The organism is Sulfuriflexus mobilis, from assembly GCF_003967195.1.
Lineage (GTDB): Bacteria > Pseudomonadota > Gammaproteobacteria > AKS1 > AKS1 > Sulfuriflexus > Sulfuriflexus mobilis.
Window position 1 is genome coordinate 2667949 of the sequence record NZ_AP018725.1, and the last position, 26694, is coordinate 2694642.

The 26694-nt window shown below is 53.5% G+C and carries 32 protein-coding genes and 1 pseudogene; 28 read left to right on the plus strand and 5 right to left on the minus strand.

Going from position 1 to position 26694, the window contains the following annotated elements; genetic code table 11:
• Positions 1–54 precede the first annotated feature (54 nt).
• The 4 genes and pseudogenes from EL386_RS13265 to EL386_RS13280 form a co-directional block, all read right to left on the minus strand.
• Positions 55–744, minus strand: coding sequence for an AbiU2 domain-containing protein (locus tag EL386_RS13265; protein ID WP_126456711.1), 690 nt, complete (start codon positions 742–744; stop codon positions 55–57).
• Between the two features lie 77 nt (positions 745–821).
• On the minus strand, positions 822–1334 hold the full coding sequence (locus tag EL386_RS13270) for an MltR family transcriptional regulator (RefSeq protein WP_126456712.1): 513 nt from the start codon (positions 1332–1334) through the stop codon (positions 822–824).
• Positions 1335–3121: 1787 nt separating this feature from the next.
• Positions 3122–3202, minus strand: a pseudogene (locus EL386_RS15950) (SEC-C metal-binding domain-containing protein); the annotation flags it as partial.
• A 213-nt stretch (positions 3203–3415) separates the two neighbouring features.
• Entirely contained in the window at positions 3416–4591 is a 1176-nt protein-coding gene (locus tag EL386_RS13280) for a YHYH domain-containing protein (RefSeq protein ID WP_197722095.1), read from the minus strand.
• A 135-nt stretch (positions 4592–4726) separates the two neighbouring features.
• On the opposite strand from EL386_RS13280, the gene EL386_RS13285 reads away from it, so the two are divergent.
• The 22 genes from EL386_RS13285 to EL386_RS13390 all read left to right on the plus strand — a co-directional run bounded on the left by EL386_RS13285 (position 4727) and on the right by EL386_RS13390 (position 21291).
• Positions 4727–5026: a putative holin gene (locus EL386_RS13285; protein ID WP_126456714.1), complete on the plus strand. Its 300-nt coding sequence runs from the start codon at positions 4727–4729 to the stop codon at positions 5024–5026.
• Positions 5023–5700 carry a transglycosylase SLT domain-containing protein gene (locus EL386_RS13290; protein WP_197722096.1) on the plus strand — a complete coding sequence of 226 codons (678 nt, stop codon included), beginning with the start codon at positions 5023–5025 and terminating at the stop codon, positions 5698–5700. The genes EL386_RS13285 and EL386_RS13290 overlap by 4 nt, the downstream gene beginning before the upstream one ends.
• Positions 5694–6059 carry a hypothetical protein gene (locus EL386_RS13295; RefSeq protein WP_126456715.1) on the plus strand — a complete coding sequence of 122 codons (366 nt, stop codon included), beginning with the start codon at positions 5694–5696 and terminating at the stop codon, positions 6057–6059. The genes EL386_RS13290 and EL386_RS13295 overlap by 7 nt, the downstream gene beginning before the upstream one ends.
• A complete protein-coding gene (locus EL386_RS13300) occupies positions 6034–6240 on the plus strand; it encodes a hypothetical protein (RefSeq protein ID WP_126456716.1) in 207 nt (68 codons plus the stop codon). The genes EL386_RS13295 and EL386_RS13300 overlap by 26 nt, the downstream gene beginning before the upstream one ends.
• Complete coding sequence (locus EL386_RS13305) at positions 6230–6481, plus strand: TraR/DksA C4-type zinc finger protein (protein WP_126456717.1); 252 nt, start codon at positions 6230–6232, stop codon at positions 6479–6481. The genes EL386_RS13300 and EL386_RS13305 overlap by 11 nt, the downstream gene beginning before the upstream one ends.
• On the plus strand, positions 6478–6882 hold the full coding sequence (locus EL386_RS13310; RefSeq protein ID WP_126456718.1) for a hypothetical protein: 405 nt from the start codon (positions 6478–6480) through the stop codon (positions 6880–6882). The genes EL386_RS13305 and EL386_RS13310 overlap by 4 nt, the downstream gene beginning before the upstream one ends.
• Positions 6872–7729 (plus strand): DUF3486 family protein, encoded by an 858-nt coding sequence (locus EL386_RS13315; protein WP_126456719.1) that lies wholly within the window; start codon positions 6872–6874, stop codon positions 7727–7729. Before EL386_RS13310 ends, EL386_RS13315 begins: the two co-directional genes overlap by 11 nt.
• Complete coding sequence (locus EL386_RS13320) at positions 7729–9381, plus strand: hypothetical protein (protein ID WP_126456720.1); 1653 nt, start codon at positions 7729–7731, stop codon at positions 9379–9381. The genes EL386_RS13315 and EL386_RS13320 overlap by 1 nt, the downstream gene beginning before the upstream one ends.
• Positions 9381–10946 (plus strand): DUF935 domain-containing protein, encoded by a 1566-nt coding sequence (locus EL386_RS13325; RefSeq protein ID WP_126456721.1) that lies wholly within the window; start codon positions 9381–9383, stop codon positions 10944–10946. The genes EL386_RS13320 and EL386_RS13325 overlap by 1 nt, the downstream gene beginning before the upstream one ends.
• Positions 10946–12142 carry a phage head morphogenesis protein gene (locus tag EL386_RS13330; RefSeq protein WP_126456722.1) on the plus strand — a complete coding sequence of 399 codons (1197 nt, stop codon included), beginning with the start codon at positions 10946–10948 and terminating at the stop codon, positions 12140–12142. Before EL386_RS13325 ends, EL386_RS13330 begins: the two co-directional genes overlap by 1 nt.
• 469 nt (positions 12143–12611) lie before the next feature.
• Entirely contained in the window at positions 12612–13643 is a 1032-nt protein-coding gene (locus EL386_RS13335) for a phage protease (RefSeq protein ID WP_126456723.1), read from the plus strand.
• Positions 13644–13680: 37 nt separating this feature from the next.
• Entirely contained in the window at positions 13681–14079 is a 399-nt protein-coding gene (locus tag EL386_RS13340) for a hypothetical protein (protein ID WP_126456724.1), read from the plus strand.
• Between the two features lie 55 nt (positions 14080–14134).
• A complete protein-coding gene (locus tag EL386_RS13345; protein WP_126456725.1) occupies positions 14135–15040 on the plus strand; it encodes a Mu-like prophage major head subunit gpT family protein in 906 nt (301 codons plus the stop codon).
• Between the two features lie 73 nt (positions 15041–15113).
• Positions 15114–15470 (plus strand): hypothetical protein, encoded by a 357-nt coding sequence (locus tag EL386_RS13350; RefSeq protein WP_126456726.1) that lies wholly within the window; start codon positions 15114–15116, stop codon positions 15468–15470.
• Positions 15471–15476: 6 nt separating this feature from the next.
• Positions 15477–15887, plus strand: coding sequence for a gp436 family protein (locus EL386_RS13355; protein WP_126456727.1), 411 nt, complete (start codon positions 15477–15479; stop codon positions 15885–15887).
• On the plus strand, positions 15884–16336 hold the full coding sequence (locus EL386_RS13360; protein ID WP_126456728.1) for a phage virion morphogenesis protein: 453 nt from the start codon (positions 15884–15886) through the stop codon (positions 16334–16336). Before EL386_RS13355 ends, EL386_RS13360 begins: the two co-directional genes overlap by 4 nt.
• Positions 16333–16872 (plus strand): phage protein Gp37, encoded by a 540-nt coding sequence (locus tag EL386_RS13365; RefSeq protein ID WP_172597729.1) that lies wholly within the window; start codon positions 16333–16335, stop codon positions 16870–16872. Before EL386_RS13360 ends, EL386_RS13365 begins: the two co-directional genes overlap by 4 nt.
• A 10-nt stretch (positions 16873–16882) precedes the next feature.
• Positions 16883–17146, plus strand: coding sequence for a DUF2635 domain-containing protein (locus EL386_RS13370; RefSeq protein WP_197722097.1), 264 nt, complete (start codon positions 16883–16885; stop codon positions 17144–17146).
• A gap of 12 nt (positions 17147–17158) precedes the next feature.
• Positions 17159–18631 carry a phage tail sheath subtilisin-like domain-containing protein gene (locus EL386_RS13375; protein WP_126456730.1) on the plus strand — a complete coding sequence of 491 codons (1473 nt, stop codon included), beginning with the start codon at positions 17159–17161 and terminating at the stop codon, positions 18629–18631.
• Positions 18632–18641: 10 nt separating this feature from the next.
• Positions 18642–18995: a phage tail tube protein gene (locus tag EL386_RS13380; protein WP_126456731.1), complete on the plus strand. Its 354-nt coding sequence runs from the start codon at positions 18642–18644 to the stop codon at positions 18993–18995.
• A 31-nt stretch (positions 18996–19026) separates the two neighbouring features.
• Positions 19027–19362 carry a hypothetical protein gene (locus EL386_RS13385; RefSeq protein WP_126456732.1) on the plus strand — a complete coding sequence of 112 codons (336 nt, stop codon included), beginning with the start codon at positions 19027–19029 and terminating at the stop codon, positions 19360–19362.
• Positions 19363–19518: 156 nt separating this feature from the next.
• A complete protein-coding gene (locus EL386_RS13390) occupies positions 19519–21291 on the plus strand; it encodes a phage tail tape measure protein (protein WP_172597730.1) in 1773 nt (590 codons plus the stop codon).
• Between the two features lie 2 nt (positions 21292–21293).
• Here EL386_RS13390 and EL386_RS13395 read toward each other — a convergent pair whose 3' ends face one another.
• Entirely contained in the window at positions 21294–21770 is a 477-nt protein-coding gene (locus tag EL386_RS13395; RefSeq protein ID WP_126456734.1) for a hypothetical protein, read from the minus strand.
• Positions 21771–21811: 41 nt separating this feature from the next.
• Between EL386_RS13395 and EL386_RS13400 the strand changes: the two genes are divergently transcribed.
• From EL386_RS13400 to EL386_RS13425, 6 genes are read left to right on the plus strand one after another with little or no spacing between them, the layout of a single operon-like run.
• Positions 21812–23011: a DNA circularization protein gene (locus EL386_RS13400; protein WP_126456735.1), complete on the plus strand. Its 1200-nt coding sequence runs from the start codon at positions 21812–21814 to the stop codon at positions 23009–23011.
• On the plus strand, positions 23004–24038 hold the full coding sequence (locus tag EL386_RS13405) for a phage baseplate assembly protein (RefSeq protein ID WP_126456736.1): 1035 nt from the start codon (positions 23004–23006) through the stop codon (positions 24036–24038). The genes EL386_RS13400 and EL386_RS13405 overlap by 8 nt, the downstream gene beginning before the upstream one ends.
• Positions 24039–24040: 2 nt before the next feature.
• Complete coding sequence (locus EL386_RS13410; protein ID WP_269471107.1) at positions 24041–24592, plus strand: phage baseplate assembly protein V; 552 nt, start codon at positions 24041–24043, stop codon at positions 24590–24592.
• Positions 24592–25041: a phage GP46 family protein gene (locus EL386_RS13415; protein ID WP_126456738.1), complete on the plus strand. Its 450-nt coding sequence runs from the start codon at positions 24592–24594 to the stop codon at positions 25039–25041. The genes EL386_RS13410 and EL386_RS13415 overlap by 1 nt, the downstream gene beginning before the upstream one ends.
• Positions 25042–26100: a baseplate J/gp47 family protein gene (locus EL386_RS13420; protein ID WP_126456739.1), complete on the plus strand. Its 1059-nt coding sequence runs from the start codon at positions 25042–25044 to the stop codon at positions 26098–26100.
• Entirely contained in the window at positions 26100–26693 is a 594-nt protein-coding gene (locus EL386_RS13425) for a YmfQ family protein (protein WP_126456740.1), read from the plus strand. Before EL386_RS13420 ends, EL386_RS13425 begins: the two co-directional genes overlap by 1 nt.
• The last annotated feature ends 1 nt before the right edge of the window (position 26694 follow it).

Below are 26694 nucleotides of genomic sequence, written 5' to 3' on the forward strand. Positions count from 1 at the left end.
CAACTACAAGGGAACATGGTCTGTCCTCTATGATTTGCCTAATTTGCCTATAATTCAGGTCTGCGACGTCCACTGTCGACGTGACTCCTCAACTTTTTCTTCGACGCACTTAAAGATGTATTCGAAGTCATCGTGCCCAACCACCTTAGTTGAATAAACGGACGCCACGAACATATAGCTATATCGATTCACAATCGTTTTTGCCCGCTCAAGTAACGTACGAATATCATCGAACGTCAGTCCAAATCTTTCGCCGATGTCACCTGGGGAAAGAAGGGCTTTGGCATTCCGGTGAGCCATCCGGCTGCTTCGGTAGACCGTCAACTTCTTAACAATCGGATCAATATTCGAACATGTTGCGATATCGTATGCCAGCGTCGTAGCATCTGGTTTTCGTGAATCTTGCGCGAGGCTTGCGACGTATGGGTTTTCCCTGAGTCGTTCGCGAAACGACTCCTCATCAAACAAATGCAGATTCTCTTGAATCGTCGTTAGCCAATTGCGCAAGTGTAAAGCTCTTGTGTCTTGGTCGTACGCCCTAAACAGCGCATACATACACGAATTCAAATGGGCTTGGAGCGTAAATGTCCAGAAGGTGTTCGATTGTTGGACAACTAGCGGATGCTTGTCGATGGCCTCAACCAGATCCTCGTACATCTGATAGTGAATATGTGCATCGACTACGTCGTTGGACAGCGCCTTCAACAACTGTTCGAATTCAGCGGAATCTTTGATGCTGATCATAGTGTCGAAGGCCTAACGACTTGGGTAAGTTGCGCCGTTTTTTGGCGGCAACTTGACCCTTTTGTTAGACGATATAATTACCTCAATTTGTCTGGCCATTCTTTTAATTCTCGTCTTTCCTTTTTAACGAGGCGTGTTCTCCATACTAGATCTACCATGAGCATAGACATGGCTGTACAAAATCGATCTTTTATTGTTGTATTTTTCTCAAATTCAGCAGGCCCGCGCCAAGGCAAAGAGTTTGTTAGGTCTTTTATTGAATCAGTTTGGAATGACACTTTGTCCCAATTGTGTGCAAACTTATTTCGAATTTTTCGAATTGTTTCCATTTCTTCGAATTCAATTCTGTCTATTAAACCGAGAGCAAAACATGCAGATATTCTCGATGATAGAGTTCCAAAAGGCGCATTCGTACCCTTCAACAATTTTTCACTTTCCTTTGAGTCAATTAAAAATCCTTTTATTATGTCCCCGAGTCTATCTTCAAGCATTGCACCAGCAGTAAGCGCAGCACCTCTGTCAGTCTCTTTTGAAAATTGACTAAAGAATCGTTCGATTTCTTCTAGCTCAGGTTCCAATTGCTTCCTCATATATCTTTATTCGTCTAACAGCATGTTATACGGATTCCCTAGTAGTGCCACTAGTGTCGATTTGGCCTATTGTGCGGATGGCCGCTTTGGGTCGTTTCCAGTCACCGTACCCATTTTAGCCTTATTTTTCTTAATATGTCTGCCCTCGGCCAGGAGCGGACATTCGCAGGCTTGATATAACAAGATGAGGAAACAGACATTTATTCAGAAGGTGGTCCGCGTCTCCTGTTGCGCTGCGGCTTAACGGCGAAGCCTTTTGCTATCATATTCATCGTATAGCGCTCGGCAAGGAGCTCAACCAGTTCCTTCTGAGACATAGCTTGAAGACTTTCTTGATCGGCGTAATTCGGTAGAAGTTCTATAACCCGCTCTTTCAGTGTATCCCGATAACCGTCGACGAAGAAATCGAACATCTCCATCGCGGTCTCGACTCTCCGGTTTTGCTGCTGATAGACGCCGAAATAGGTATCTGGGTGCCTGGCATAGTCGGCTAGTTCGTCAAATGTCATGTCAAACGTAACGATCAATGATTTGTTCGTTGCCGGATCATGAAGTATGCAATGTGCCTTATCATTCATGACTGTTGCTTGCGTAAGCTTCGCATTGACTTCTACCCCATCAGGTCCCGGTACAACATAGAACTGACCGACCTGTAGCCTCGGCGGTGGGTTAGGAACGAAAACCTCCGAAGGTAGCTCACCACCGAATGTCTGCGGAATTTCGCGATGCTCCTCTATGGACTTAAAAAGTTGGAACATGGGCCAATGGCGTTCCCTTGCTCGCGCCGCTTCCCGCAGCGAGGGAAACTCGTCCCCCATGAAGTCGTGTATCTTGAAGCCTTTAAACGAAATGATCGTTGCGAGCGCCGATGTATCGAGCGCGTACTGGTCATTCATGTTCGTTATGCAAACGTAAGCTGCGGGCGCGGGTTTACCGGCAATCTTCAATCCTTCCGACTGTCTTACGATGCGTTCTGCTCGGTCTATTGCGATTTCTGCTGCCTCCAGTGTATGTAGCGGCTTATTGAGGTCGAGAAAGATTAGTCTCTTGTGATCAGCTTTCTTCTCAAGGGCCTCGTAGAGTTTACGGCCCACTCTTGCACGCGAGGAAGCGTTGGATTCAATCTTTCGCGATTTTGCTTCAACGGAATATTTTTCGCCGGTTTCTAAGTATGTAGCAGTGAACTCGCAATGCTTTGATGTTTTGTCCGACTCATCCTCGAATTCCAGCTCGAAACCTGCATTTATCAGCCATGCGGCGACCTGGGTCTCGAAGAAAGCACCTTGGAAATTGTCATTATTCTTCAGTCGCGCGATGAGTCGGGTTTGGATGTCCTTGCCGTTGTGTGTGATGAGATACAGGTTATAAGCGAGCCGGTTATAAGCCGATACCGCACCGGTCTTGGGTGTGGAGAATAAGGCACCTGGTTCTTTGGCATGCGCGGCTTGAAGGTGGCAGACTTTGTCGTACCACTGAATTAATGGATGACGCTCTGCCAGAGGTTTGGCAATCTCGGCATTGCCCCATTCGCTACCCAACGTATGCTTGATGTAATTGGCCAAGAAATCGGGGAAACTCTTCCATTTCCCGTAGTGAAATTTGTTCCCGACTGCGACGAACCGGTATCCCTTGTGCTCCGTCGATATAATCGGTCGGCCCAACCCCTGTTGCTTCTGCCGTTGGAGTTCTTGGGCCTTGTGTTTCTCGAAAAGACGCCGACCCTGTTCGATGATCTCCTTTTCAGCTCTATCCTGGGCAAGCAGGGCTGGGATCGTATGCTGCACCCCACCGTGACAGAGCTTGAATTTTTTGCCGCTGCCGCAAAAGCATGGTTGATTGGGGCCGATCTTGGGGCCGCGACGAAAAGGGGTATTAGTCATGAAGTAAGTACGCAAGCGGTAGCAACTGCATCATGAAAGCCTCAAACTTTTTTACCCACGCCCACATAAGCATCACGTAGCGCTCTGGCAAACACTGTGCCGCGTGTACACGGGGCACACACCTTTTTCCAGAACCTCTAACATCCGCATAATTTTATCAGTCACCTCAAATGTCTGCTTCGGGTCGATTCTTGCCCTTCATCAATCATCATCACTACCAATCAGTAAACGGAACCGCACTGGATGATGATCAGAATAACGTACCCGAAACGCGTTGTGGTTATATGGATCATCGCCTGGGTATGGCTGGTTAAAATCTTCAAACCACGGTACACGCATTGCATCAATGAGATTAATTACCTCAAACTGTCCACCCTTTACCAAACCATTCGTGCTGGAAGCAGGGTGTAGCACATTGTCATATGGTTTTGGCCCGTTAACGTTAGTATTTGTAGTTAGACATGCAGTGCCCGTATTGAGTGCCTGAAAACCTGTAGGCACAATTGCTGCTATCTCGGCACAATTCTTAAAGTTCATATCGCCGAGTATAAAAAAATCCTTTTCATCGTCATCATTAGCAGTCACCCAACTGGCTATCGCATCGAGTTCATGCTCGCGTCGTTCTTTATCTGCGTTCCGATCACCGGGTTTTAAGTGGACGGATATCAGTACAAAGTCATTACCGCCGGTGAGTGTGCGAAACGCTGCAGCATAGGGTACGCGTTCATAATCATCATGGTTGCCGCGTTTGCCTGCTAAAAATCCATTCGGTAAGTCTGCGGCAAGCTCAACGAGTTCAGGCTTATAGAAGGTTACCCACCATTCAGTCGCGGTACTATTCACATGAATTTTGTCTTTTGTGCCGGTATCTTCTTCAGATAGAATAAAGTCATAACCATTCGCCGTCATCGCTTCAAAAAAACGTCGAGCCTCTGTATCAGGGCGATAGGCTGTGCCATCAGGAAAGGTGCCATCGAATGGTGGGGCCACCAGCTCCTGTACGACAACGATGTCAAACGGTGACAACAACGCGGCCAGAGCAGTGTCGTCACGGTTCTTGAAATTTCCCAGGAATTGGATATTGAATGATACGACATCCAGGTGGCCAGCCGTGGGATCGACAAAGAAGGGAGATATACAATCATCATGATGACAATGGTACTCACCGGTGGCACGGTTTACATGCCCACCGTTGTCATCTACTCCGCCCGGGTGTGCTTGCAGTAGTGGAGTTATCAGCAATCCTAACCATAAAACTGCAATGCGACATTTGACAGGTAGTGTATTCATCCTTGTTACCCTATTTAATGTATCATTATTAAGAATAAAGTGGTCAGTACTCTTTTCCGATGACAGCCACAGGTCGTTTCCGGCCATTCAATTATCTAATGTCGACTATCTGAACGGTTGCGCCATAATGTGCGATCAATTATCGTGTAATTAAGAAGAATAGTATACCCTCGGAACGTGTTCCCCCGTTAAAACCATCCCATTGTTGCCTAGTCTGGCAGCATGTCATATCAATTACTCATAGACCGCATTCGAGACAAGGCCCGCGCCTGGCCGTGGCTCTTTTTTGCCGTTATCACAGTATCGTATGTCTCGGTCATCGCCCCGCACCAGGTGGGCGTGCTGTTGTGGTCACTCTCCAAGTTATGCATCGGTGCCTATCTGGGTTACTGGATTGACCGTTCCTTATTCAAGCATGGTCGGCCCGATCATCAGACTGAATTGCAGTGCCGCAACACGGCCTGGCTACGGCGCGCTATCATCGTCGCTGCCACCATCGTGGCACTCGGGTTGGGCGTATGAGACGCCGTTACTCATCGCCACGCAGCGGGTCACGTAGCACGGCCATTGTATTTATAGCACTCATGCTCGGCATGCTGTTGATGGCTGTAGTGGGCAGTGCTCTGGCTGAAGGCTCGATACCGGCCAATGCCAAACGCTATCAACGCACGCTCATGCGCGAGGCACAGGCACACTGGGGGCTTAATGCCCCTGTCGCACGCTTCGCTGCACAGATTCACCAGGAGAGCGGCTGGCGCATCACGGCCAAGAGCCGCTATGCCGATGGCCTTGCCCAGTTCACACCCAGCACCGCCGAGTGGATTGCTGAAATTTACCCGGCACACCTCGCCAACGCCGCACCGTATTCGCCGCAGTGGGCGATTAAGGCTTTAGTCATATACGACAAGTATCTGTTCGATCACATCCAGCCGCAGCACGCCGGGTTGATGGATGAGTGTGACCGCTGGGCAATGGCGCTGTCTGCGTACAACGGCGGTCTCGGTTGGGTGAATCGTGATCGCCGTCTGACAACAGCGAACGGCGACGATCCCGACCGCTGGTTCGGCAACGTCGAGAACCACACGCAGCGCGCCGACTGGGCGCGTGATGAAAACCGCCGCTATCCGCAGCGCATCCTTTGCATCCTTGAGCCACGTTACCTGCGCCAGCACTGGTTCGGAGAGCCTGAGTGTTAAAGCTTCTGAAATTATTCCTGCCCACATCGAAGATGGCATGGGGAGGATTGGTTGCGGCACTGGCCGCCGTTTTCGCGTTTGGCCTCTGGGTCGGCGTAACCAATGCCAGCAACGCCTGCAAGGCCGACAAGTTAACGACGGTTGAACGTGCCATTAAACAGGCACAAGCCGTCGCCGATGAGAACTATGAGATTGAACTGGATCATGTGCTAACCCAGGCAAACCGCCGCGCCGAGTTTCGGGTGCTGAGAGAGAGGGCAAAAAAACATGCAACTGCGCACCCTGAGCTTAATGACTGCAGTCTCGATGCTGACGGCCTGCAGTTTTGGATCGATGCCAATCGCGGACGTCGGCACTGACCGGCTGCCAGCGGACATGGCACAACCCTGCCCGAATGAATTGCCCGTGCCGAACAGTGGTCGTTTGCCCGATTTGCTCGATAACCATATCGAGTCGGCTGAACTGTATCACCGCTGCCGCATTCTGCATGACAGCACGGTAAAGTGGATTCGTAAACGAGAAAATAACAATGGTAAATAGATTCCCAGACCCACTCGACACTGCCAAGCAGTTGGAGATGGAGCAACGCAAGAAGGCGCTCGATGCGCATGCAGAGAAAGTCGCTAACGATATAGCAGACCTGCCAGCTCCCTGCCACGACGACGATGGCAACCGCGTCTGCTGTAGCTGTACCGTTGTGATACCCAAAGCCCGTCTCGAAGCGCAGCCGGAGTCAGTCTTTTGTGTGCCGTGCAAAGAGCAGTGGGAGGCGGCGCGATGAATGCAGGCATTAATTGGGAAACACTTGTAACCATATTGGCATTGCTCGCGGCGGTTGCCGGGCTTCTCAAGTACGTCTTCTATTTGCTGGATAAACACAAGGAGCATGTATCAGAGAAGCTCACCGATCATGCCAAGAGGCTAGACACCCATGAGTTGGATATCAGGGCTCATGGTGAACGCCTTGAAACAACCAAGGCAGAACTGCATAAGCGGGTAACGAATACCCGCGAGGAAATGCATCGAGATTTTGCCAGAAATGAACACCTCGACCGCAAGCTTGATGAGCACGGCAAGGTACTCGGTAACATTTACACCAGGATGAACGATATGGCTGGTGACCTTAATCAGGTGATCGGGGCGCTCAACGGCAAGGTAAAGGGCAAGCACGATGGCGACTGATAAACACATCATGCACCTTCGTCGCCTGCGTGTACTGCAGGCATTGTCTCGCGCCACGCCTGACCCTGTTGGCCAGAGCCTGATTCTGCAGGCAGTGCAAACCGACCCTGAGCTTTCACCCACCATCGAACGTGTGCAGTCGTCGCTAACGTATCTGGCCAGGGTCGGTTTTGTAGACGTTATAACCATCGATGGTTCTTACTGGATGGCTGGGCGCATTACCGAGGCTGGCCATGCCTGGTTGAATGCCGACGTACAAGACGACCAATTAGAAATCTATCACCCGGCAACACTGCCTGCACCGGCACCGGTTGAAAAACGAGGCCGCCTGTCTACGGTCGTCACGCTGCCGCCAGAGGTTAAGGCGTGGCTAGACCAGGAACTGATGCGCCGCAACTTTACCGGCTACATCGAACTGTCCGATCTCCTCGAGGAACAGGGCTACGAAATCAGCAAGAGTGCAGTCGGTCGCTACGGCAAACGTTTCAAGGAAGAACAGAAGCAGCTCAAGCAAACCATCGAGATGGCGCGGGCTATCTCCGAGGTTTATGGCGATGATGGTGCCGACATGAACCAGGCTATCACGGCGCTGATGCAACAGGAGGTGATGGCCATCATCCGCGACAAGACCTACAGCGAAGAGATTAAGTTGCCGCAGCTTATCCAGGGCGTGGCACAGCTCAACAAATCCAGCCTGGCCACCATCAAGTTTCAGATTGAACAGAAGGCCAGAAAGCAAGCGCTCGATGATGCGGCCGAACTGTTTACTCCAGAAGCCGCGGCGCAACAGGGCCTCAACGCTGAACAGGCACAGTTCTGGCGGGAACAGGTACTGGGCGTTAAGTGATGGGCAGCACTCCTTCAGACGTCATCCGCATAGTAGGCTGGGAAGAACTCCCGGCCTCCGTGCGCGAGATCCCGTCCACGCATAACCCAATGGCCGATGGCTTGCTGATGAAACACCAGAAAGAGTGGATCGCGCTCTGCCAGGAGCAAGACCTTACCATTGCTGAAAAGGGTCGCCGTACCGGCATCACCTATGCCTCAGCACTTGATGGTTCAATCACAGCGGCCAGTCAAAAGAACGCAGGCGGCGATAACATTTATTACATCGGTGACACCAAAGAAAAAGGTCTGGAGTTCATTGGCTACTGTGCCCACATGGCCAAGGTCATGGCGATGGCAATGGCCGAGGGCTGGAAGGGTATTGAAGTATTTCTATTTGAAGACCAGCAAGAGGATGGCAGTAGCCGTCAGATAACCGCCTACCGCATTCGCTGGGCGACTGGGTTTGAGATTGTGGCGCTGTCGAGTAATCCGGCAAACATTCGAGGCTTGCAGGGTATCGTTATCATTGATGAGGCCGCGTTCCATCAGAACGTGCAGGCCGTCATCGATGCCGCACTGGCATTGATTATCTGGGGTGGCAAGATCCGGATCATCAGCACGCACAACGGTGCCAGCAACCCGTTCAACCAACTCATCAAAGACAGTCGTCTCGGCGAGAATGACTTCAAAGTCTATAACGTATTTTTCGATGATGCCGTTGCCAACGGCCTTTATGAGCGCGTGTGCTTCATGAAGGGCTGGGAACCAACACCGGAAGGCAAGAAGGCCTGGTACAAGAAGGTTCGTGGTGCCTACGGCTCAAACAGAACCGCCATGCTGCAGGAACTGGATGGCATACCAAGCGAAGGCAGCGGCGTTGCTATTCCTGGCATCTTGATCGAAAACTGTATGACAGAGGAACGGCCTGTCTTACGCCTTGCGCTTGATGATGAGTTTGCCGTCAAGACCGAAGCCTACAAACGCAGCTGGGTGGAAGGCTGGATTAACGACCATTTAACGCCTGTTCTGGACACCCTTAACCCGGATGTGTCACACGTCTTCGGCGAAGACTTTGCCAGGCATGGCGACTTCTCCATCGTTGCCCCGATGTCCACCGAGCAAAACCTTGCCCGCCGTGTGCCGTTTCTGCTTGAGATGAAGAACACGCCTACCCGGCAACAGGAACAAATCCTCTGGCACCTCATTGAGCGCCTGCCACGCTTCACTGGCGGGGCAATGGACGCCACGGGTAACGGTGCAACGCTTGCCGAGTACACCGCTGATAAATTTGGCCGACCACTTATCCAGGAGATCATGCTGAACGATGCCTGGTACAAGGCAAACATGATCAAGGTGCAGGCCGCATTCGAAGACCAGGTGCTCGACCTGCCAAAGGATGCCGATATAAAAAATGACATCCGCGCCCTGCAGATGATCGACGGCATCATCAAGCTACCCAAGCTACGCACACAAGATACAAAGAACAGCGAGTTTAAACGTCACGGCGATTCGGCTATCGCTATCGCCCTCGCTTACATCGCCAGCCTTATGGACGTAGAAGAGTACAGCTACCACGCCATCCCTAATCCACGTCGCCAGCAAAATGTTGATCGCCTGTCGCGTCCTGTCCGTATCACGGCCGGGTTCGGTAGGCGCGGAGGAATCATGTAATGCCAAAAGATATCCGCATCCTTGGGCCGAATGGTAAAGCCATTCGCAAGCAAGACCTTACTCAGGAAATCGCTACCGCCAGCCTCACTGGCGTGCGTACTGTCTGGGGCAATGGCTCCATTGCCGAAGGCATTAACCCGTCACGGCTGGCTGCCATCCTGCGCAATGCGGCGGAAGGTAATACCAATGAATTCCTCACTCTTGCCGAAGAGATGGAAGAGCGTGAGCCGCACTACGGTTCAGTGCTTGCCACACGCAAGCGTGCTGTGACCAAGTTGCCTGTTACGGTCGAGGCTGCGAGTGATGATGCCAAAGACGTCGAGCTGGCCGATGCCGTGCGTAACCAGGTGCGCCGCCCCCAGTTCCGCAAAATGAAAAAGGCGCTGATGGATGCGCTGGGTAAAGGTTATAGCGTGGTCGAGATCATGTGGGACCGCAGCGGCCGTCAATGGCAGCCGAAGGAATTTGTCTGGCGCGACCCCCGCTTCTTCATGTTCGACCGAGTAACCGGGCGCGAGCTGCGCTTGCTCGATGAGCAGGACATGATGAATGGTATCCCGTTGGGGCCCTATAAATTCATCAAGCATGTGCCGCAACTCAAAATGGGCCTGCCAATCCGCGCTGGTCTCGCTCGCCTGGTTGCCGTCAGTTACATGTGTAAGAGCTACACCCTCACCGACTGGATGGCATTCGCCGAAGTGTTTGGCATGCCCATTCGTGTCGGTCGTCATGGTCCCAATGCCACCAAGGACGATATCGAAACCTTGATCAGTGCCGTGGCCAATATCGGCAGTGATGCGGCAGCGGTGATCCCTGACTCCATGAAAATCGAATTTATTGAAACAGCCAAGGCATCAGGCGGGCATGAGTTGTTCCAGAACCTCGCTGAGTGGCTTGATAAACAGACCTCAAAGGCTGTGCTCGGTCAGACCATGACCACCGACGACGGTAGCAGCCAGTCACAGGCCAATGTCCACGACGAGGTGCGTGAAGACATTCAGGAAGACGATGCCCATGACCTGGCCGATACCCTCAATGAAGGGTTTGTGCGGCCGTTTATCGACCTGAACTATGGGCCGCAGGAGAGCTACCCAAGCATCGGCATTAACGTGCCACAGCCGGAAGACCTGAAGGCGCTCTCTGAAGCGTTGGAGATACTGGTACCGCTCGGCTTGCGTGTTGAAGAGTCAGGGATACGCGACAAGTTTAGCCTGGCCGATCCCGCCAAGGGCGCAACACTGCTGCAGCCGCAGGGCCAACCAGTGGCAACGGAGACCGGTGCCAACCGTTCACATGCACACTGCCCGACCTGTGCCACCGCAATGAATCGTGACACCGCACCCGCCGATGAGGTTGACGAACTGGCTGATGCCGCCGCTGAAGAGTGGGAGCCGGTCATCAATGAAGTGCTCGATCCTGTTGAAGCGATGGCCGAACGGGTGGACAGTTACGAAGCGTTTCTTGCCGAGCTGCCCGGGCTCATTGAAGAGATGGGTGCCGACGAACTGGTTAAGCGACTGGCGCTGGAAACATTCAAGGCACGCGGTGTTGGTGATGCAGAGTAATGCCTGACTTCACCTTCCCTGGTCCCGTACCCAAAGATGCCCTGGACTACTTCCGTGATAAGGAACTGCGCGTTGGTTTCGACTACCGTGATGTATGGGGCGAAGAACATGCCAACGCCTTCACCGTGGCCAAGGCCATGCAGCTTGATGTGCTCGATGATGTTCGCGGTGCGCTCGATGAGGCATTGGCCGATGGCACAACCTTCCAGCAATTCAAAAAAGAATTAAAGCCTCGCCTGCAGAAGAAGGGTTGGTGGGGCCAACAAGAGCAGGTCGACCCGGCATCGGGTGAGAAACGCCTGGTGCAGCTGGGTAGCCCGCGTCGCCTCAAGACTATCTACCGTGCCAACCTGCGCAGTGCCCGTGCCGCCGGGCAGTGGCAGCGTGCGCAACGTACCAAGAAGACGCACCCTTATCTTATATATGAACTCGGCCCCTCTGAAAAACATCGAGCTCAGCATGTTGCCTGGGCGGGGATCATCCTGCCGATTGACCACCCGTTCTGGAAGACCCATTACCCGCCGAATGGTTGGGGCTGCAAGTGCCGTGTGCGCCAGGTATCACGCCGTGAACGCGAGCGCCTGGTGGCGACCGGTAACTATCTCACCGAGGCCCCCACGATCAAGACCCGGAAGTGGCTGAACAAGCGCACAGGTGAATCACTCGATGTACCTGAAGGGCTCGACCCGGCATGGATGCGCAACCCCGGACAAGACCGCACACGTGTGTTGCGTGAGCGTTTAACGCAGAAGGTCGCCTCTGTTGATCAGCAGTATGCCAGCGCCGCTGTTAATTCGATCATCAAGACCCCAGTGCTCGATGGCTGGATGAAAAAACCGGGCGGCGAGTTGCCCGTTGGCATCATCAGCCGCGACATGCAGAAGGCACTCGGCAGCACGTCACAGATGGTGCGCCTGTCTGAGGCCACGCTCGACAAGCAGTCCCGTGGCCACGCCGAACTGACGGCCGCCCACTACCGCTACCTGCCGGACCTCATCCATCGCGGGGTGGCCATCCGTCAGGGGAAAAACAAGCTGGTACTGTTCCGGCGTGAGGCCGGGAAATGGCAGAAGGCCGTGGTCAAGGTCACAGAGGATGGCAAGCGGGTCTATCTGGTGAGCTATCACCCGGCCGACCCACGCGAGATGCGTCGCATGATGAAGAGTGGCTCGGTGATTAGAAGCGTAGAAAAGTAGAGACGTTGGTGGGGCCTGCCATCCGGCCAGGCCGGAAACCCCACAAAGCACTCCGTCCCGAGGGACGTGTTACGGCAGGCAGAATGTCACCGCGTCGCAACGTCTATTCGTAGGATAGCACAAAATCCCCCCATTCGACCTCGGCCGCCACAGCGCCCCTGTGCACCCCTGAGAGGCTCTGGGTGCTGCCGTACCCCTGCCTTTTTGGTTCACCCCGTTTAACCCCCGTTTAACGGCCGGATAAAACGCTAGTCCGTTCCACATCCCGAGGCAGAATCGGCCCAGGCGAGAAAATCACCGAATCTGAACAATATTCCGGCAGCGCATATATAAGACTGGAAATGTGGCCGTGCTGTTCCGACCTTGCCAACCCGCCTTCTCACTGGTAGCGTGGAATGGTCCCTGTTCTACCTATCCCCGGAACGCGTTCCCCCGTTATTTAGTAAGTCAGCCCGCCTAATCTGGCGGCATGCACAAACACCACGACCTAGCCATCGCCGTGAACAAGGCGCTCGAATCGGACCAGCGCATCGCGCTGTGCTTCGCCCTGCCTGAAGACGGCAGTGTGCCGGAGTGGGTCGAGCTGGTCCCGGCTGGCGATGTCAAAGGGGTCGATGGCCGTAAATGGATCAATGACCGGCCACAGGCCATCCTCGATTATCACAAGGCCATGCAGGCGCAAGGCCGCGACCTCCCGTTTGACTGGGAGCACAGCACCGAAATTAAAGCCCCCAAGGGCGAAGAGGCACCCGCCTCTGCCTGGGGCGTTGAGATGCAAAACCGCGAAGGTGTTATCTGGGCACGCCCTGAATGGACCGAACGTGGCCGAAACTCGATTGCCTCTCGTGAGTACCGCTACCTATCCCCTGTTCTGGTGTACGAGAAGAACACCCGCCGCATCGTCGGCATCGCATCGGTTGGGCTGACCAACAGCCCCAACCTTAATTTAACTGCCCTTAACCGGGAAATGAATCCCGATTCCATCGACCATGAGGAGAATCCAATGGACGAAGCATTGCTACAGGCCCTCGGCCTGACTAAAGACGCCAATCTGGCGAGTGCCCTTAACGCTATCAATCAGCTCAAGGGTGATCTGACCACGGCCAACAATCGCGCCGAAAGCCCGAGCCTGGAAAAGTTCGTGCCGCGTGCCGATCACGACCAGGCACTGGAACGTGCCGCCAATGCCGAGCAGAAGCTGGCCGACCATGAAGCCGCCACGCTTGACGCTGACATTGAAACGGCCATTAACAGTGCGTTAGAGGCAGGCAAAATCACGCCTGGCACGGCCGAGTTCCACAAGGCGAACTGCCGACAGGAAGGTGGCCTGGCACGCTTCAATGACTACGTTGCTGCCGCGCCGGTGGTTGCCGCTGCCTCCGACCTCGATGGCAAGACAGTGCCTGGTGAGACAGACAAGGCGCTGAATGCCGAACAGAAAAAGATCGACGCCATGTTCGGTCATTCCTCTGACGACGTTGCCAAGCACGCCGACGCGTAACGGGTCTCGAACTCACTCATAGAACAGGAGAAAAGAAATGCTGACTTCAGATCGTAACACCCCGCACAAGGGCACCGAGATTCTGGCCGTCGCGGTGGCGGCCGCCGCCGTCATTCATGCAGGAGCCATTGTTGTGGCTAATGCAACCGGCTTTGCCGCTCAGGGCACTACTGCCCTGAACCTCACCTACCTTGGCCGCGCCGAAGAGGCCGTGGACAACACCGCCGGTGCCGATGGCGATGTTTCCATTCAGGTGCGCCGAGGCAAGGCGTTCCAATGGAACAACTCAGGGGCTGATCCAATCACCCAGGCTGAACTTGGCAAGGTCTGTTACATCGTAGACGACGAAACCGTGGCCAAGACAAATGGCGTCGGCACACGCTCCGCTTGCGGCGTAGTGGTCGGTATCGATGCCGATGGCGTTTGGGTCGAGTAGTACTAGCCCATAACGAATAACAACACCTGATTATTGACGATAGGAGTAACAAACGATGTTAATTAACAAAGCCAATCTGGAGCGCATCTTCGCTAACTTGAAGACCTCCTTCCACAACGCCTTTGAAGCGGCTCCCTCTACCTGGGAAAAGATCGCCATGAAGGTGCCTTCCACGGGTGCTCAGAATGATTACTCGTGGCTTTCTAATTTCCCAAAGATGCAGCGCTGGATTGATGAAAAAGCCATCAAGGCCCTGAAGGCCTTCAAGTATGTCATCACCAATGACGACTTCGAGACCACGGTTGAGGTTGATCGCAATCATATCGAGGACGACAACATCGGCATCTATGGGCCGCAAGCCCAGGGTGCGGGTTTTGCCTCCAAGCAGTTCCCCGATGAGCTGGTGTATGAAGCGGTTAATGCTGCCTTCGCCACGCCGTGCTACGACGGCCAGTTCTTCTTCGACACTGACCATGAGGTAAAAGGTGCCAGCGTCAGCAACAAGGGAACAAAGGTACTCGCTATTTCCACACTGGCTCTTGCCCAGGGCAGTTATGGTGCCGGTCGCACCGCCATGCGCAAGTTCAAGGATGATGAAGGTCGTCCTCTGGGCGTTCGCCCTAACATTCTGTTGGTACCGCCTGCACTGGAAGATACCGCTAATGCGCTAATGAGCGTCGACAAGCTGGAAGACGGTAAGCCCAACCCTTACAAGGGCACCGCTGAAGTGGTGGTGGGTGACTGGCTGACTTCTGACACCGCCTGGTTCCTGTTGGATACCACCAAGCCGGTGAAGCCGTTCATCTACCAGGAACGCAAGGCCCCAGTGTTTGTCTCGCAGACCGATATGAATGCCGACGGCGTGTTCCTGCGCAAGAAGTACCTCTTCGGTGCTGAAGCGCGCGGCGCATCCGGCTACGGCTTCTGGCAGCTGGCCTGGGGTTCTGACGGCACCGTATAACGCCAACCATGATAAGGGCGGGTTTAACCCGCCCTTAACTTGAACGCAAACAGATAACCAGGGGATAGCTCTCATGGCTGAAGAATCAAAGAACGAAAATAAGCAGGAAGGTAGTACGGCCGCATCCAGTGCGCCTGCGGCTACCTCACCGGAAAAAAAGAAAGTCGCTGCAAAGAAAGTGGCGAAGAAAAAGGTAGCGAAGAAAGTCGCTACAAAAAAAGAAAGTGACATCGACGGCGTTTGGGTAAAGACCAAGCCCGGCGTCAAGTCATTCCGCCGCGCTGGTTTGGCATTCAATGAAGTCGGTTATGGCATCGCACTCGATGCGCTGACCAAAGAACAGTTGAAAGCGCTCAAGGATGAAAAGAATCTCATCGTTGAACACACCACCTTCATCACCGACGGCATCACTATAGCCAGAAAGGAATAATCACGCATGTACGCCACACAACAAGACATCATTGATCGCTACAGCCTGGAAGAGTTGTTGATCCTGGCTGACCGCGATGATGATGGTGTGGCGGACGCGGACGTTGTGGACCGGGCACTGATCGATGCCGATGCCGAGGTCAACGCCTATCTGGCCGCAAAGTATGACTTGCCGTTAGCAACAACGCCGGATGTTATCACCAGATTGTGTGTCGACATCGTTATGTACCGACTTGCCGATGATGCCGGTACCGCAACCGACGAACGCCGCCTACGTTACGACGACGCAGTGACATTATTGAGCCGCATCGCAAAAGGCATTGTAAGCCTCGGCTTACCCAAGCCACCCGCATCAAGCAATGGTGGTGTCACCGTAACAAGTAACGATCGACGATTCAAGCGAGGGACGCTGTTGTGAGCCTAGGGTTTCGATACAACCTCAATGACTTAGCCAGGCTGCAAAAACGTCTCGCCAACCTGCCACAGTCAATTGACCTGTATGGCCTCGCTGAAGCGTTATCGGCAGAGGGTGAGGCACAGACCCGTCGCCGTATCTCCAGTGAGAAAAGCAGTCCCGAGGGTAAGGCATGGGAGCCCTGGTCAGAAGCTTACGCAGCAACCAGGCATGGCGGTCATTCGCTATTGGAAAACGAAGGCGATCTACTCGACTCGATTCAAGGTTTCGTTGAAGGCACAACGGCTGGCTGGGGAACCAATTTGATTTATGGCGCTACGCAGCATTTTGGTGATGAAGACCGTGGCATCCCCAGCCGAGAATATTTAGGCTTGAGTGCTGAGAATGAAGCCGACCTGGTCGCCGTAGCGGATGACTGGATTGATTCTCATATCGGAGCGGCATTGCATTGAGCATTCAATCAAATCGCGCAGCCATTGCCGTGCAGCTCGCCGCCGCGCTCGCCGCCATCGAGGTTGATGTGCATGAGCATGCCGGTCGCTTTGATAAAAATGAACTGGGTCGCATCGCGGCCAAGGCCCCTGCAGTTTTTCTCGCCATGTTGAATGTTACTGACATGAGAAAAGAAATGGGTGAAGTGGCCGGCGTGGTTCGCTGGGGTGTCTTTGTTATTACCAAGGACACCTCTACGAAGAGTCGTGACGATATCGGTCTTGAGGTTGTGCAAGTGCTAACCGACCTAATCACCGACTACGACTTTGGCCTTGAGGCGCAGCCCGCTGAACGCTTCAACATTAACAATCTGTACCGTGGCGGCATTGCAAAAAAAGGTGTGGCCATGTGGGCGGGCGAATGGACGCAGCTGATGAACATCGGCACGCCGTTCGATATCAACACGCTCAACGACTGGTTGGTATGGAACGCTGAGCATTCCCTGGCACCAGGTGAAGATGAGCCTGCTGCAATAGACAAAGTAACAGCACCATAAGGAGAACAATGTGAGCAAGATAATTCATATTAAACCCGCCGTTAATGAGCAGACGGATAAGAAAGGTCAGCAGTTGCAAGTTCGCATGCCCGATAAGCCAGGCACCTTTATGCCGTCGTATGGTGCAGAAGTGCCATACAACTCGCACTGGCTACGTCGCATTAAGGATAAAAGCGTGGTGGAAATCACCGCCGATGAATTCATAAAGGGTAAAGCCGCCGCCAAGAAAAAAGCAGCTGCTGAAGCCAAGACCCAGACTGCACAGACCAACTAGGAGTAATCAGTCATGCCACAGACAATTCCGTTTAACGAGATGCCTGCCAACTGGCGTCTGCCCGGTGTACATATCGAAATCAGTAACCTGCTGGCGGCTCAGGCGGAGCAACAGTTCAAGGTGCTGGTGATTGGTCAGCGACTAGCTACAGGTACGGTAGCCGAAGGTTTGCTGCATCGCATTACCGATGGCGTTAACCAGGGCGAAGAGAACTATGGCCGTGGCTCCATGCTCGCCGAGATGCTCAAAGCCGGTAAGGCTGTCGATGAGTTCACCGAAATGTGGGCCGTCTCTCTCGATGAAGCGGCTGCAGGTGCAGTAGCCACAGGCACTATAAATATCACCGGTGCAGCCACGAAGTCAGGGACGCTGGCGATTTATATCGGTGGCACTCGTGTACGTGTCGCAGTGACCGCAGGCGATGCCGTCGCCACAGTGGCCGCCGCCATCGCAACCGCCGTCAATGCCGACACGTCTCTGCCCGTTACGGCGGCCTCTGCATTGGGTGTTGCCACACTCACTTGCCGATGGAAGGGTGAGACTGGCAACGATATCGATGTTCGCCTCAACTTCTATGGTGAAAAAACGCCAGAAGGCATTGCTGTTGCTATTGCAGCAATGAGTGGCGGTACCGCCAACCCGGACATCACGCCTGCCCTGGCTGCAATGGGTAACGAATGGTTCAACTGGATTATTTTCCCTTACGCGGATGCTGCCAACCTTGCCCTGCTTGAAGCAGAGTTAGGCGACCGTTGGGGACCTGTTAAACAGATGGGTGCTCGAGCCTTTATGGCCTTCCGTGGCAATCATGCGGCTACCGGTACCTTTGGCTCTGGGCGTAACTATCCGCACGTGACCTGCCTCGGCACCAACATTGCGCCACAGTCGCCTTATATTATTGCGGCTATCGATGCCATGACAGCAGCCAACCCACTGGCCCTCGATCCTGCACGCCCACTGCATACGCTGGAGCTTGAAGGAATGATGGCACCGGCAATTGAAGACCGCTGGACAGACTCTGAACGTAACCTGCTTTTGTACGATGGCATTGCCACCTACACCGTAGGTGCCGATGGTCGCTGTCGCATTGAACGGCAGATAACGACCTATCAAACCAACGCAGCGGGCCTGGGCGATATCTCTTATCTGGATATCAACCGACCTGAAACCTTGGAGCGTGTGCGTTTCGAACAGCGTGCTCACATTGCCAGCCTGTTTATCCAGGGCCGTTACAAACTCTCCTCTACTGAAGAAAACTTCGGTGCCGGTGCTCCCATTATTACTGAGAGCGTGATCCGGGCTGAGTTGTTTGGATTGTACAAGGGCTTTATCGAGGAGCGTGCTTGGTGTGAAGACCTAGAAGGCTACATGGCCACGGTGGTGATCGTTATCGATACCGCACTCGGCACCATCACTTGGAAAGATGAACCACGACTGATTGGTCAGGCTCGAGCATTTGCTGGTCTGGCTCAGTTCCGCATTTAAGGAGTAAGCAATGAGCAGACTGACATATATAGCCACCGTCACTATTGACGGCAAAACCTACAAGTTCGCCAACGCCGTCACCTTCAATCCGGGCGGCATTGCAAAAACGCCCGAGGTGCATGGTGGCAAGACGTACTACACCGGAGAAGAGATGCCTGCGCTTATCAAAGGCACTCTGTTGCACGATAAGGATGCCGATATCATTGCGCAGGGCGAGATCGAAGGTGCCAATGTGCTGGTCCAGGCTAACACAGGTCAAAAATGGATCGTGCGTAATGCCGAAACCAAAGACCCGCTTGAGGTTGATCTTGGTACCGGCAAGGCACCCTTTGAAATGTTCGGTGATAAAGCAGACCGAATGTAAGCCAATTTAATTTAAGCAGGAGCAATATCGCATGAGCGAAACGCAGAACGAACAAAACAACTTATACCTTCAGTCAGATGGTACGGCAGCTGGTAAGTTGAAACACGGCCTGAAGATTGGTGATACTCAGCCTATGACTGACTTCGCAATGAAACCTGTGGCGACTGCGCAGGAAATGTTCGATGCCGAGCAGGAGGCAGGGGTGGATACACCGCTGAGTTTCAACGCCGCCATGATGGCACGGCAGATGGTACGTATCGGAACTTATGAAGGGCCATTTACCCTCGGCGTGATCGGCACCCTGAGCCCGTCTGACTACGGCATTCTCCGCACCGCGCAGATGGAGATGGAACAAGCGGGAAACTAAGAACAGCACGGCAGCAGACAATATGGGATGCCGTGCTGTTAATTGCCATAAAGACGGGTTGGTCACGCAGTGAAATTCTTGCGTTACCCGCCGACGAATTCACCCACATCATGGACAAACTGACCGAAACCAATGAACACTGAAATGACACTCGCTATGCGACTGTATCTGGAGTCCACCCAATTCAGGGGTGGTCTTCGTCAGTCTGGTCGTGAAGTCACAGGATTTACCGGCAAGGCAAAGCGTGAGCTAGGTCAGCTCAAAAGAATGTTCGGTGGCATCAAGGGGCAACTAGCTTCTCTGGGTGTTGCCTTTGGCGGGGTCCTTTTAACAAAACAATCTGCCCAGTTAGACAAGTCATTAACGCAGCTTGGACAAACGGCAGGTGAAGATAAAAAGAAGGTGCGCGAATTGCGTGCCGAGCTGTTCCGAATGACTCAGGAAACTGGGCAAGGCCTGGACGATTTGCAGGGTGGTTACAACAACCTGATCCAGGCTGGCCTTAGTTGGGAGCAGTCGCTCGCCACCATTGACGCTATCAACCCAGCGATGGCAGTAACCAGTGCCAAGGCCAATGTTCTCGCCTCCGGCCTTACTGTGGCGGCAGAAGCATTTGACTTCGACCTTTCCAAGCCGGGTCTCGCTGTCACGCTGCTAGATAAAATGGTAGTGGCAGGCCGACTTGGTAACGCCGAGTTGGAAGACTTGTCGAGTATCTTTGCTCGTGTAGGTGTGAATGCAAAAACGGCCAACCTGTCCTTTGATGAGACGCTCGGTTTTCTTGAGCAGCTATCTCTCATTGAGCGTGCGCCGGAACGTTTGGCAACACTGGCAGATAGCACGCTACGGCTCTTTACTAATGAGACTTACAAACGCAATGCACAGAAAAAGTTAAAGGTAGACTTCTACAACGATGACGGCTCTTCTCGTGGTGCATTCGATGTACTCAAGGATATCCAGGCTAAGTACAAAACGCTAAAATCTGATCGTCAGCGTGCTGCATTTATCCAGGCCGGTTTTGGCCAGACCGACCTCGACACCAAGAAAGGTCTCCGCACGCTGTTATCCGGTAATAACTTGCAGAGCATCGATGGCATGGTGAGTAACATCAGTCAGGCAGGCGGAACTATAAAGCGTGACCTGAGTGATGCACTGGACAACTCCATCGACCAGACAGGTCGGCTCAAGGCGGCGTTGCGAGAAGCAGCTGATGAATTTGTTAGTCCGATTAACTCCGTAATTTCAGAGTCCATTAAGTTTGGCCTGGATAAAAAAGAAAACGGTGGTCTTGGATTAGATGGCAAGGAAATAATCGGCGGTGGTATCGGGCTGCTCGCAGGTACTGCGCTGGCTGCGCGTTATGGCGGCAAGGCCGTTAAGGCGATAGGCGGCAAGTTGTTCGGCACGGCCGGTGGTGTGGCAACAGGCAAGGCACTGGAAGCGGCTGCGGGTGTCACCCCCGTTTATGTCGTGAATATGCCTAGCGGCATGGGCATTGATGGCCTGGCATCAGGAAGGCTCGGTGCGGCGGGTGGACTCGTACCAAAAACAGTTAGCAAACTTAAAGCCACCATTGGTTTGTTGGGCGGTGTGAATCTCAAAAGCTTGTCGATGATGGGTGCCGGGGCATTGAGTACGGCTGGACTGGCAGTTGGAGCGGCAGGTGCGGCGGGCTACGGGGCAGGCACATTGGCCAATGATTACCTGATCTCCGGCACGTCTACGAGTGACGCTATCGGTGAAGCGCTAGCTCGCATTGCCGCATTCTTCGGTAACGATGAAGCACAGGCAGCTATAGCGCGTACAGAAAAATATGAGGCCTCGCTAAAAGTCACGGTCGATGATGAACGTGTTCGTGTCACTCGTGTTGAATCAAGCAAAGGCTTCAATATGGATGTTGATGCCGGAATGGTAATGGCAGGGCCATGATGTTACGTCAACTGATCAACAATCACGCCTCTTGGCTCATCAATAAATGGGGACGTATCGCCAACGCCACAAAACCAACCCGCCGTCGATTTGCCAATATCGATACCAGGTCGCTTATCGCCAACAACGGTATAGAAAAGGTTGTGCCCTGCCGCTCTCCATTTATTGGGAAGGCTGGACGGGTTGTCAGCAATTTTAATCTTAAAGTTAACGCCCTTTACCCAGCCAGCATTTCGGGAACCAATTCCTCCTATAGAGGCTTCGACCTGTTCGATATCAGAGGCGTATTTCTTAAGGCCATCGCACGTCGTAAACAAGAGCTTGCCCGTCTGCTTGATAACGGCCATCTGTTCGGGCGTTGCACCCGGAGCATGAATGGTGAGACTGGCTTTCTTGGCCTCATAAGCCTCCTCAAAATCAAGAACGCCAGAGAAAATGGCGACAGAGATAATAATCAAGATAGCGGCAATCCAACGCATAGCAGCACTTCCATATATTTGAATGATGTGTGGAGTATAGCATGAGCCTGAAAGGAAGCTTCCGTGGAGCCGATTTTTTCATACCAGAGGATGACGTTGAGCTAGGCCGACGCAACCAGGTGTTTGAGTACCCGCTGCGTGATGATGCCTATGTTGAAGACATGGGCAAGAAGGTCCGGAAGTACAATATTCCAGCTGTCGTCATAGGTAAGGATTACAAGCAAGCGAGGGATAAACTGATAGTGGCGCTGGAAAAGCCGGGTGCGGGCACGCTGGTACATCCCGAGTTTGGCACCATGCAGGTTTCTATTGTCGCTGCACGCATGAAGAGCAGTAGCCGCGAGCTAGGCAAGGTCACTTTTTCCATCTCCTTTGTTCAAGCCAAGGACCAGCCGCGTTATCCAACCGCAACCAATGACACCGCAGAGATTGTTGACACAAAAGCCAACGACGCACTCGGAGCCGTGCTGACCGATTTCAATACAGGTTTCAATGTTACCGGATTTCCGCAATACATCCGCGATGCCGCGAGCGGCCTTTCCGGTACCGCGCTCGATGCAATTGGAGCACTCGCGGCCAGTGTTCCTGGACTACCTTCTGAGATGTCTGATTTAGTGGGCGATATTGCGAGCGCGAATGGTTCGCTAAGCAGCCTTGTCGGCTCTCCGGCCTCACTGGCATCTGAGATGGTTGGCCTGATAGGACGCCTGACAGGGATCGTTAAACAGCCAGTTAATGCGCTGTCAATCTACCGCTCACTGTTCAGTCATGGCGATGATGCGTTGCCGGTACCGCGTACCACCGTCACGCGTCAGCGTCAGTCTTCTAATCAGGCTGCCATAGATACCCTGGTGCAGCGTACCGCCGTGATTGAAGCCGCACGTACCAGCGCGCAACTCAGTTATGCCAATCGCAGCCAGGCAATCGTCATTCGTGATGAACTGGCCGAGCAGCTCGACAACCACATGGAAGCAACAAGACCGGATGGTAGCCCTATAAGCGATCAGTTGTTCATGGCACTTGTCGACCTTCGCGTCGCAGTGATTGATGACCTGACGGTTCGTGGTGCCGAGCTTCCCCTGGTTGTTAACTACACACCATTCGCCACGCTGCCAGCACCCGTCATTGCGCACCAGATTTACGGCGACGCCAGACGCGCCGATGAAATTGTGGCAAGCAACCCCGTCCGACATCCCGGCTTCATAGAGGGTGGTCAGGCGTTGGAGGTGCTGAATGCCTGAAGTCATTCTCAAGGTCAATGGCACTCGCTACGGCGGCTGGCTGAAGATACGCATCACGCGCTCGATTGAGCAGATCGCAGGGACATTTGAATTGACTGTTACCGAACGCTGGGCAGGCCAGACAAGTGCTCGCCGCATTCTGACCGGTGATAAATGCCAGGTACTGGTCGACAAAGAGATTGTGATCACCGGCTACGTCGACGACGTAGACCCTACCTACGATGCCAACCAACATGTTGTGACTATCACCGGCCGCGATAAGACCGGCGATCTGGTGGACTGTAGTGCTGCGGGTGTGCAACTCAGTAAGCGCACTTTGTTGGAAGTTGCCATACAGGAATGCAAACCCTTCGGCATTAAAGTAAGAGCTGAGACCAACGTGGGCGGCAAGTTTGAAAAAAACAAACCAGATGAAGGTGAGACCGTATTCGAATCACTGGAGAAAATCGCACGCATTCGTGCAGTACTGTTAATTTCAGATGGTCTTGGTGACCTGGTTATTGCTCGTGCAGGCAAGAAACGTATCAGCACCACTCTTGAGCTGGGCAAAAACATATTGAAAGCAAGTGGTGCCACTTCACACCGTGACCTCTATAGCAAGTACTCGGTTAAGGGTCAGCATGCGGGTGATGATTTTACTAGCCCTGAAGATAACGCTCATGCTTTGGGTGAGGCAATAGACAAGCGCATCAAACGTTACCGGCCACTGACCATTATCGCTGAAGAACAAGTCGACAAGGCGTCTGCTAAGCGCCGTGCAGAGTGGGAGCGTAATGTTCGCTTCGGTCGCTCGAAGCCGAACACGTATACCGTTCAGGGCTGGCATCATAAAACAGGCCTGTGGATGCCCAACGTTTTAGTTCCGGTTCGTGACCCGTACAAAGGCATCAATGGCGATCTTCTGATTGCTGGCGTCTCTTTAGTGCTGGATGAAAATGGATCGACCACTGAGTTGAGTATGAAGCCACGCGAGGCTTTTGATTTGCTGCCGCTGCCTGAGCCTTCTGATTGGGAGCTGGACTTTTGAGAGTGCTTCAAAAATTACTAGCCCCGCTACGCAGACGTATCAGAATGATTGTGTCTCGTGCCGTTGTAACGCTGGTTGACGACAGTCTGAAAATGCAAAGCATACAGGTGCAGGCATTTTCTGGTGAGGTGCTGGACGATATAGAGCGGTTTCAGCAGTACGGCTTCACTTCGGTACCACACCCTGGTGCCGAGGGCATCATGCTCTCAGTAGGCGGCAATCGCAGTCACGGTGTTTTGGTTTCAGTTGATGACCGTCGCTACCGGCTCAAGGGATTAGAAGGTGGTGAGGTTGCTCTCTACACCGACGAAGGCGACCACATTATTCTGAAGCGCGGCAAGGTGATGGAAATGAACACCGATACCTTGCTGATTAAAGCCGCGACAAAAGTCCGCATGGAAACACCGCTGCTTGAAACAACTCACGACATTATTGATCGTGAGGCATTGGGTAACACCAACAGTGTGAATGGTATGCGCGACATCTTTGACAACCATACTCATCCCGGTGATAGCGGTGGCACGACCGGCAACCCTAACCAGGTGATGAATTAATGGATATCGCATTAATACAAAATGAGACCGGCCTCGGCTTTGACATTGCCCGCAATGGTGCCGACCTGTTAACAGACCAGGGTCTGCGTACCGCAGTTATATATTCACTGTTCACTGATCGTCGTGCAGCGGATGACGACATTTTACCTGATGGCACCAATGATCGACGTGGCCACTGGGGTGATGCCTATCTGAAAGATGAAGGCGATAGCGAGGGCTCACGCCTATGGCTGCTTTCACGTGAAAAAGAGATTGTCGATGTGCTGAATCGCGCCAAGGAGTATGCCGAAGAGGCGTTGGCCTGGTTAATTGATGATGGTATCGCTACATCGGTGCAAGTCACCACCCAGTGGGTGCGCCGAGGTCTGTTGGGCCTGCATGTTGTCATCACACTACGTGAAGGCGCTCCATTTTCCGACAATTTTAACTACCCACTGGAGGCTGCTTAAATGCCGTTTGCACGCGCCGACCTTGCGACCCTGATTGACCGCCGCCAGGCGGATGTAGAGAGCCGTTTGCCTGGCACTGATCCAAAGCTGCGCAGGAAACTACTGACGGCCGTTGTACGCTCTGAGTCCAGCTCTGCACACTTGCTGCATGGCCACCTCGACTGGATAGCAAACCAGATATTGGTCGACACAGCCGAGGAAGAAATTCTCGAACGTCATGCCTCGCTATGGCTAAAGAACGGCCGCAAGGCCGCCGCCAAGTCGGGCGGCAATATCACGGTAACCGGCACAGACGGAAAAGTAATTTTGGCAGGCACCATCTGGCAGCGTAGCGATGGGGCTGAGTTCAGCGCTGATGCCGAGGCGACCATTGCAGCGGGTAGTGCCACTGTCGCCGTGACTGCCAGCGAGAGCGGCACAGAAGGCAACACCGCTGCTGGTAGCAAGCTTAACCTGGTTGAGACGGCTGACGGGGTGAACAGTGCGGCCACGGTCGATGTTGACGGCCTCACCGGCGGCACTGACATTGAGAATGGCGATAGCCTGCGTGCTCGAGTGATTGCACGCAAGCAGCAAGCACCACATGGTGGAGCCAGCTTTGACTACGTGACCTGGGTGCTGGAGGTTCCCGGTGTTACCCGTGCATGGGTGTATCCGCAGGAACTCGGTCTGGGCACGGTCACTGTGCGCTTCATGATGGATGATACCTATGCAGACGGCATTCCGCTGGCCGCTGATGTTACTGCCGTGCAGGACTACGTCGACGCGGTTCGCCCGGTTACTGCAGGGCTGACGGTGGTGGCACCGGTTGCCGTGCCGTTGAATTTCAATATCACTGGTCTGTCACCAAACACTGCCGCAGTGAAACTGGCCATCGAAGCCGAACTGAAAGACCTGGTCGCTCGCGAAGCGGTACCGGGTGGCACGATCTTGCTCAGTCACGTTCGCGAGGCCATCAGTATTGCATCGGGTGAAGCTGATCATGTGCTTGTATCACCTGCCGTCGATGTGACGCATACCACCGGCCAAATCGCCACCTTCGGAGTTATTACCTGGTAATGAGTTATTCAGCCAAACATTACCTGAACCAACTGAAGGCACAACTGCCACGCGGCATGTTGTGGGATTCGTTGCGCGAGGAAGGCAACGACTTTTCTGAATTACTTGCAGTCTCCGCCGCAGAGCTGGCGCGCATTGAGGCCCGAGCCGAAGACCTGCTCGATGAGGCCGACCCGCGCACCACTTACGAGTTATTGCCCGAACATGAAAAAGAAGCGGGTCTGCCTGACACCTGCACCACCCAAGCCGACACTCTGCAGGAACGGCGTGACGCCCTGGTGGCCAAGCTAACGAGTGTGGGTGGTCAGTCCCGCCAGTACTTCATCGATATCGCTGCGGCGCTTGGCTACACCATTACCATCGCAGAGGCGAAGGCCAGCCAGTTCGGCAAAAGCTATGGCGACCTGTACAACGGGGTTGGCTGGCGGTTTGTTTGGTATGTGGATGCACCTACAGAGACAGTCAGGCCGCGAAGATTCGGGCAAAGCGGCTATGGTGAGCCATACCGTGACTGGGGCAACGAGCAACTTGAATGTCTTATTAATAGATTAAAACCTGCACACACTAAAGTGTATTTCAGATACGGAGTATAAA

Coding starts and splice junctions, on each gene's coding strand:
- EL386_RS13320 (WP_126456720.1), top strand. CDS start 7,729: ATGGGCAGCACTCCTTCAGACGTCATCCGCATAGTAGGCTGGGAAGAA.
- EL386_RS13270 (WP_126456712.1), bottom strand. CDS start 1,334: ATGAGGAAGCAATTGGAACCTGAGCTAGAAGAAATCGAACGATTCTTT.
- EL386_RS13340 (WP_126456724.1), top strand. CDS start 13,681: ATGCTGACTTCAGATCGTAACACCCCGCACAAGGGCACCGAGATTCTG.
- EL386_RS13405 (WP_126456736.1), top strand. CDS start 23,004: ATGCCTGAAGTCATTCTCAAGGTCAATGGCACTCGCTACGGCGGCTGG.
- EL386_RS13345 (WP_126456725.1), top strand. CDS start 14,135: ATGTTAATTAACAAAGCCAATCTGGAGCGCATCTTCGCTAACTTGAAG.
- EL386_RS13305 (WP_126456717.1), top strand. CDS start 6,230: ATGGTAAATAGATTCCCAGACCCACTCGACACTGCCAAGCAGTTGGAG.
- EL386_RS13415 (WP_126456738.1), top strand. CDS start 24,592: ATGGATATCGCATTAATACAAAATGAGACCGGCCTCGGCTTTGACATT.
- EL386_RS13265 (WP_126456711.1), bottom strand. CDS start 744: ATGATCAGCATCAAAGATTCCGCTGAATTCGAACAGTTGTTGAAGGCG.
- EL386_RS13315 (WP_126456719.1), top strand. CDS start 6,872: ATGGCGACTGATAAACACATCATGCACCTTCGTCGCCTGCGTGTACTG.
- EL386_RS13355 (WP_126456727.1), top strand. CDS start 15,477: ATGTACGCCACACAACAAGACATCATTGATCGCTACAGCCTGGAAGAG.
- EL386_RS13420 (WP_126456739.1), top strand. CDS start 25,042: ATGCCGTTTGCACGCGCCGACCTTGCGACCCTGATTGACCGCCGCCAG.
- EL386_RS13280 (WP_197722095.1), bottom strand. CDS start 4,591: ATGGCCGGAAACGACCTGTGGCTGTCATCGGAAAAGAGTACTGACCAC.
- EL386_RS13325 (WP_126456721.1), top strand. CDS start 9,381: ATGCCAAAAGATATCCGCATCCTTGGGCCGAATGGTAAAGCCATTCGC.
- EL386_RS13330 (WP_126456722.1), top strand. CDS start 10,946: ATGCCTGACTTCACCTTCCCTGGTCCCGTACCCAAAGATGCCCTGGAC.
- EL386_RS13390 (WP_172597730.1), top strand. CDS start 19,519: ATGCGACTGTATCTGGAGTCCACCCAATTCAGGGGTGGTCTTCGTCAG.
- EL386_RS13385 (WP_126456732.1), top strand. CDS start 19,027: ATGAGCGAAACGCAGAACGAACAAAACAACTTATACCTTCAGTCAGAT.
- EL386_RS13395 (WP_126456734.1), bottom strand. CDS start 21,770: ATGCGTTGGATTGCCGCTATCTTGATTATTATCTCTGTCGCCATTTTC.
- EL386_RS13300 (WP_126456716.1), top strand. CDS start 6,034: ATGCCAATCGCGGACGTCGGCACTGACCGGCTGCCAGCGGACATGGCA.
- EL386_RS13350 (WP_126456726.1), top strand. CDS start 15,114: ATGGCTGAAGAATCAAAGAACGAAAATAAGCAGGAAGGTAGTACGGCC.
- EL386_RS13285 (WP_126456714.1), top strand. CDS start 4,727: ATGTCATATCAATTACTCATAGACCGCATTCGAGACAAGGCCCGCGCC.
- EL386_RS13380 (WP_126456731.1), top strand. CDS start 18,642: ATGAGCAGACTGACATATATAGCCACCGTCACTATTGACGGCAAAACC.
- EL386_RS13375 (WP_126456730.1), top strand. CDS start 17,159: ATGCCACAGACAATTCCGTTTAACGAGATGCCTGCCAACTGGCGTCTG.
- EL386_RS13425 (WP_126456740.1), top strand. CDS start 26,100: ATGAGTTATTCAGCCAAACATTACCTGAACCAACTGAAGGCACAACTG.
- EL386_RS13335 (WP_126456723.1), top strand. CDS start 12,612: ATGCACAAACACCACGACCTAGCCATCGCCGTGAACAAGGCGCTCGAA.
- EL386_RS13290 (WP_197722096.1), top strand. CDS start 5,023: ATGAGACGCCGTTACTCATCGCCACGCAGCGGGTCACGTAGCACGGCC.
- EL386_RS13400 (WP_126456735.1), top strand. CDS start 21,812: ATGAGCCTGAAAGGAAGCTTCCGTGGAGCCGATTTTTTCATACCAGAG.
- EL386_RS13310 (WP_126456718.1), top strand. CDS start 6,478: ATGAATGCAGGCATTAATTGGGAAACACTTGTAACCATATTGGCATTG.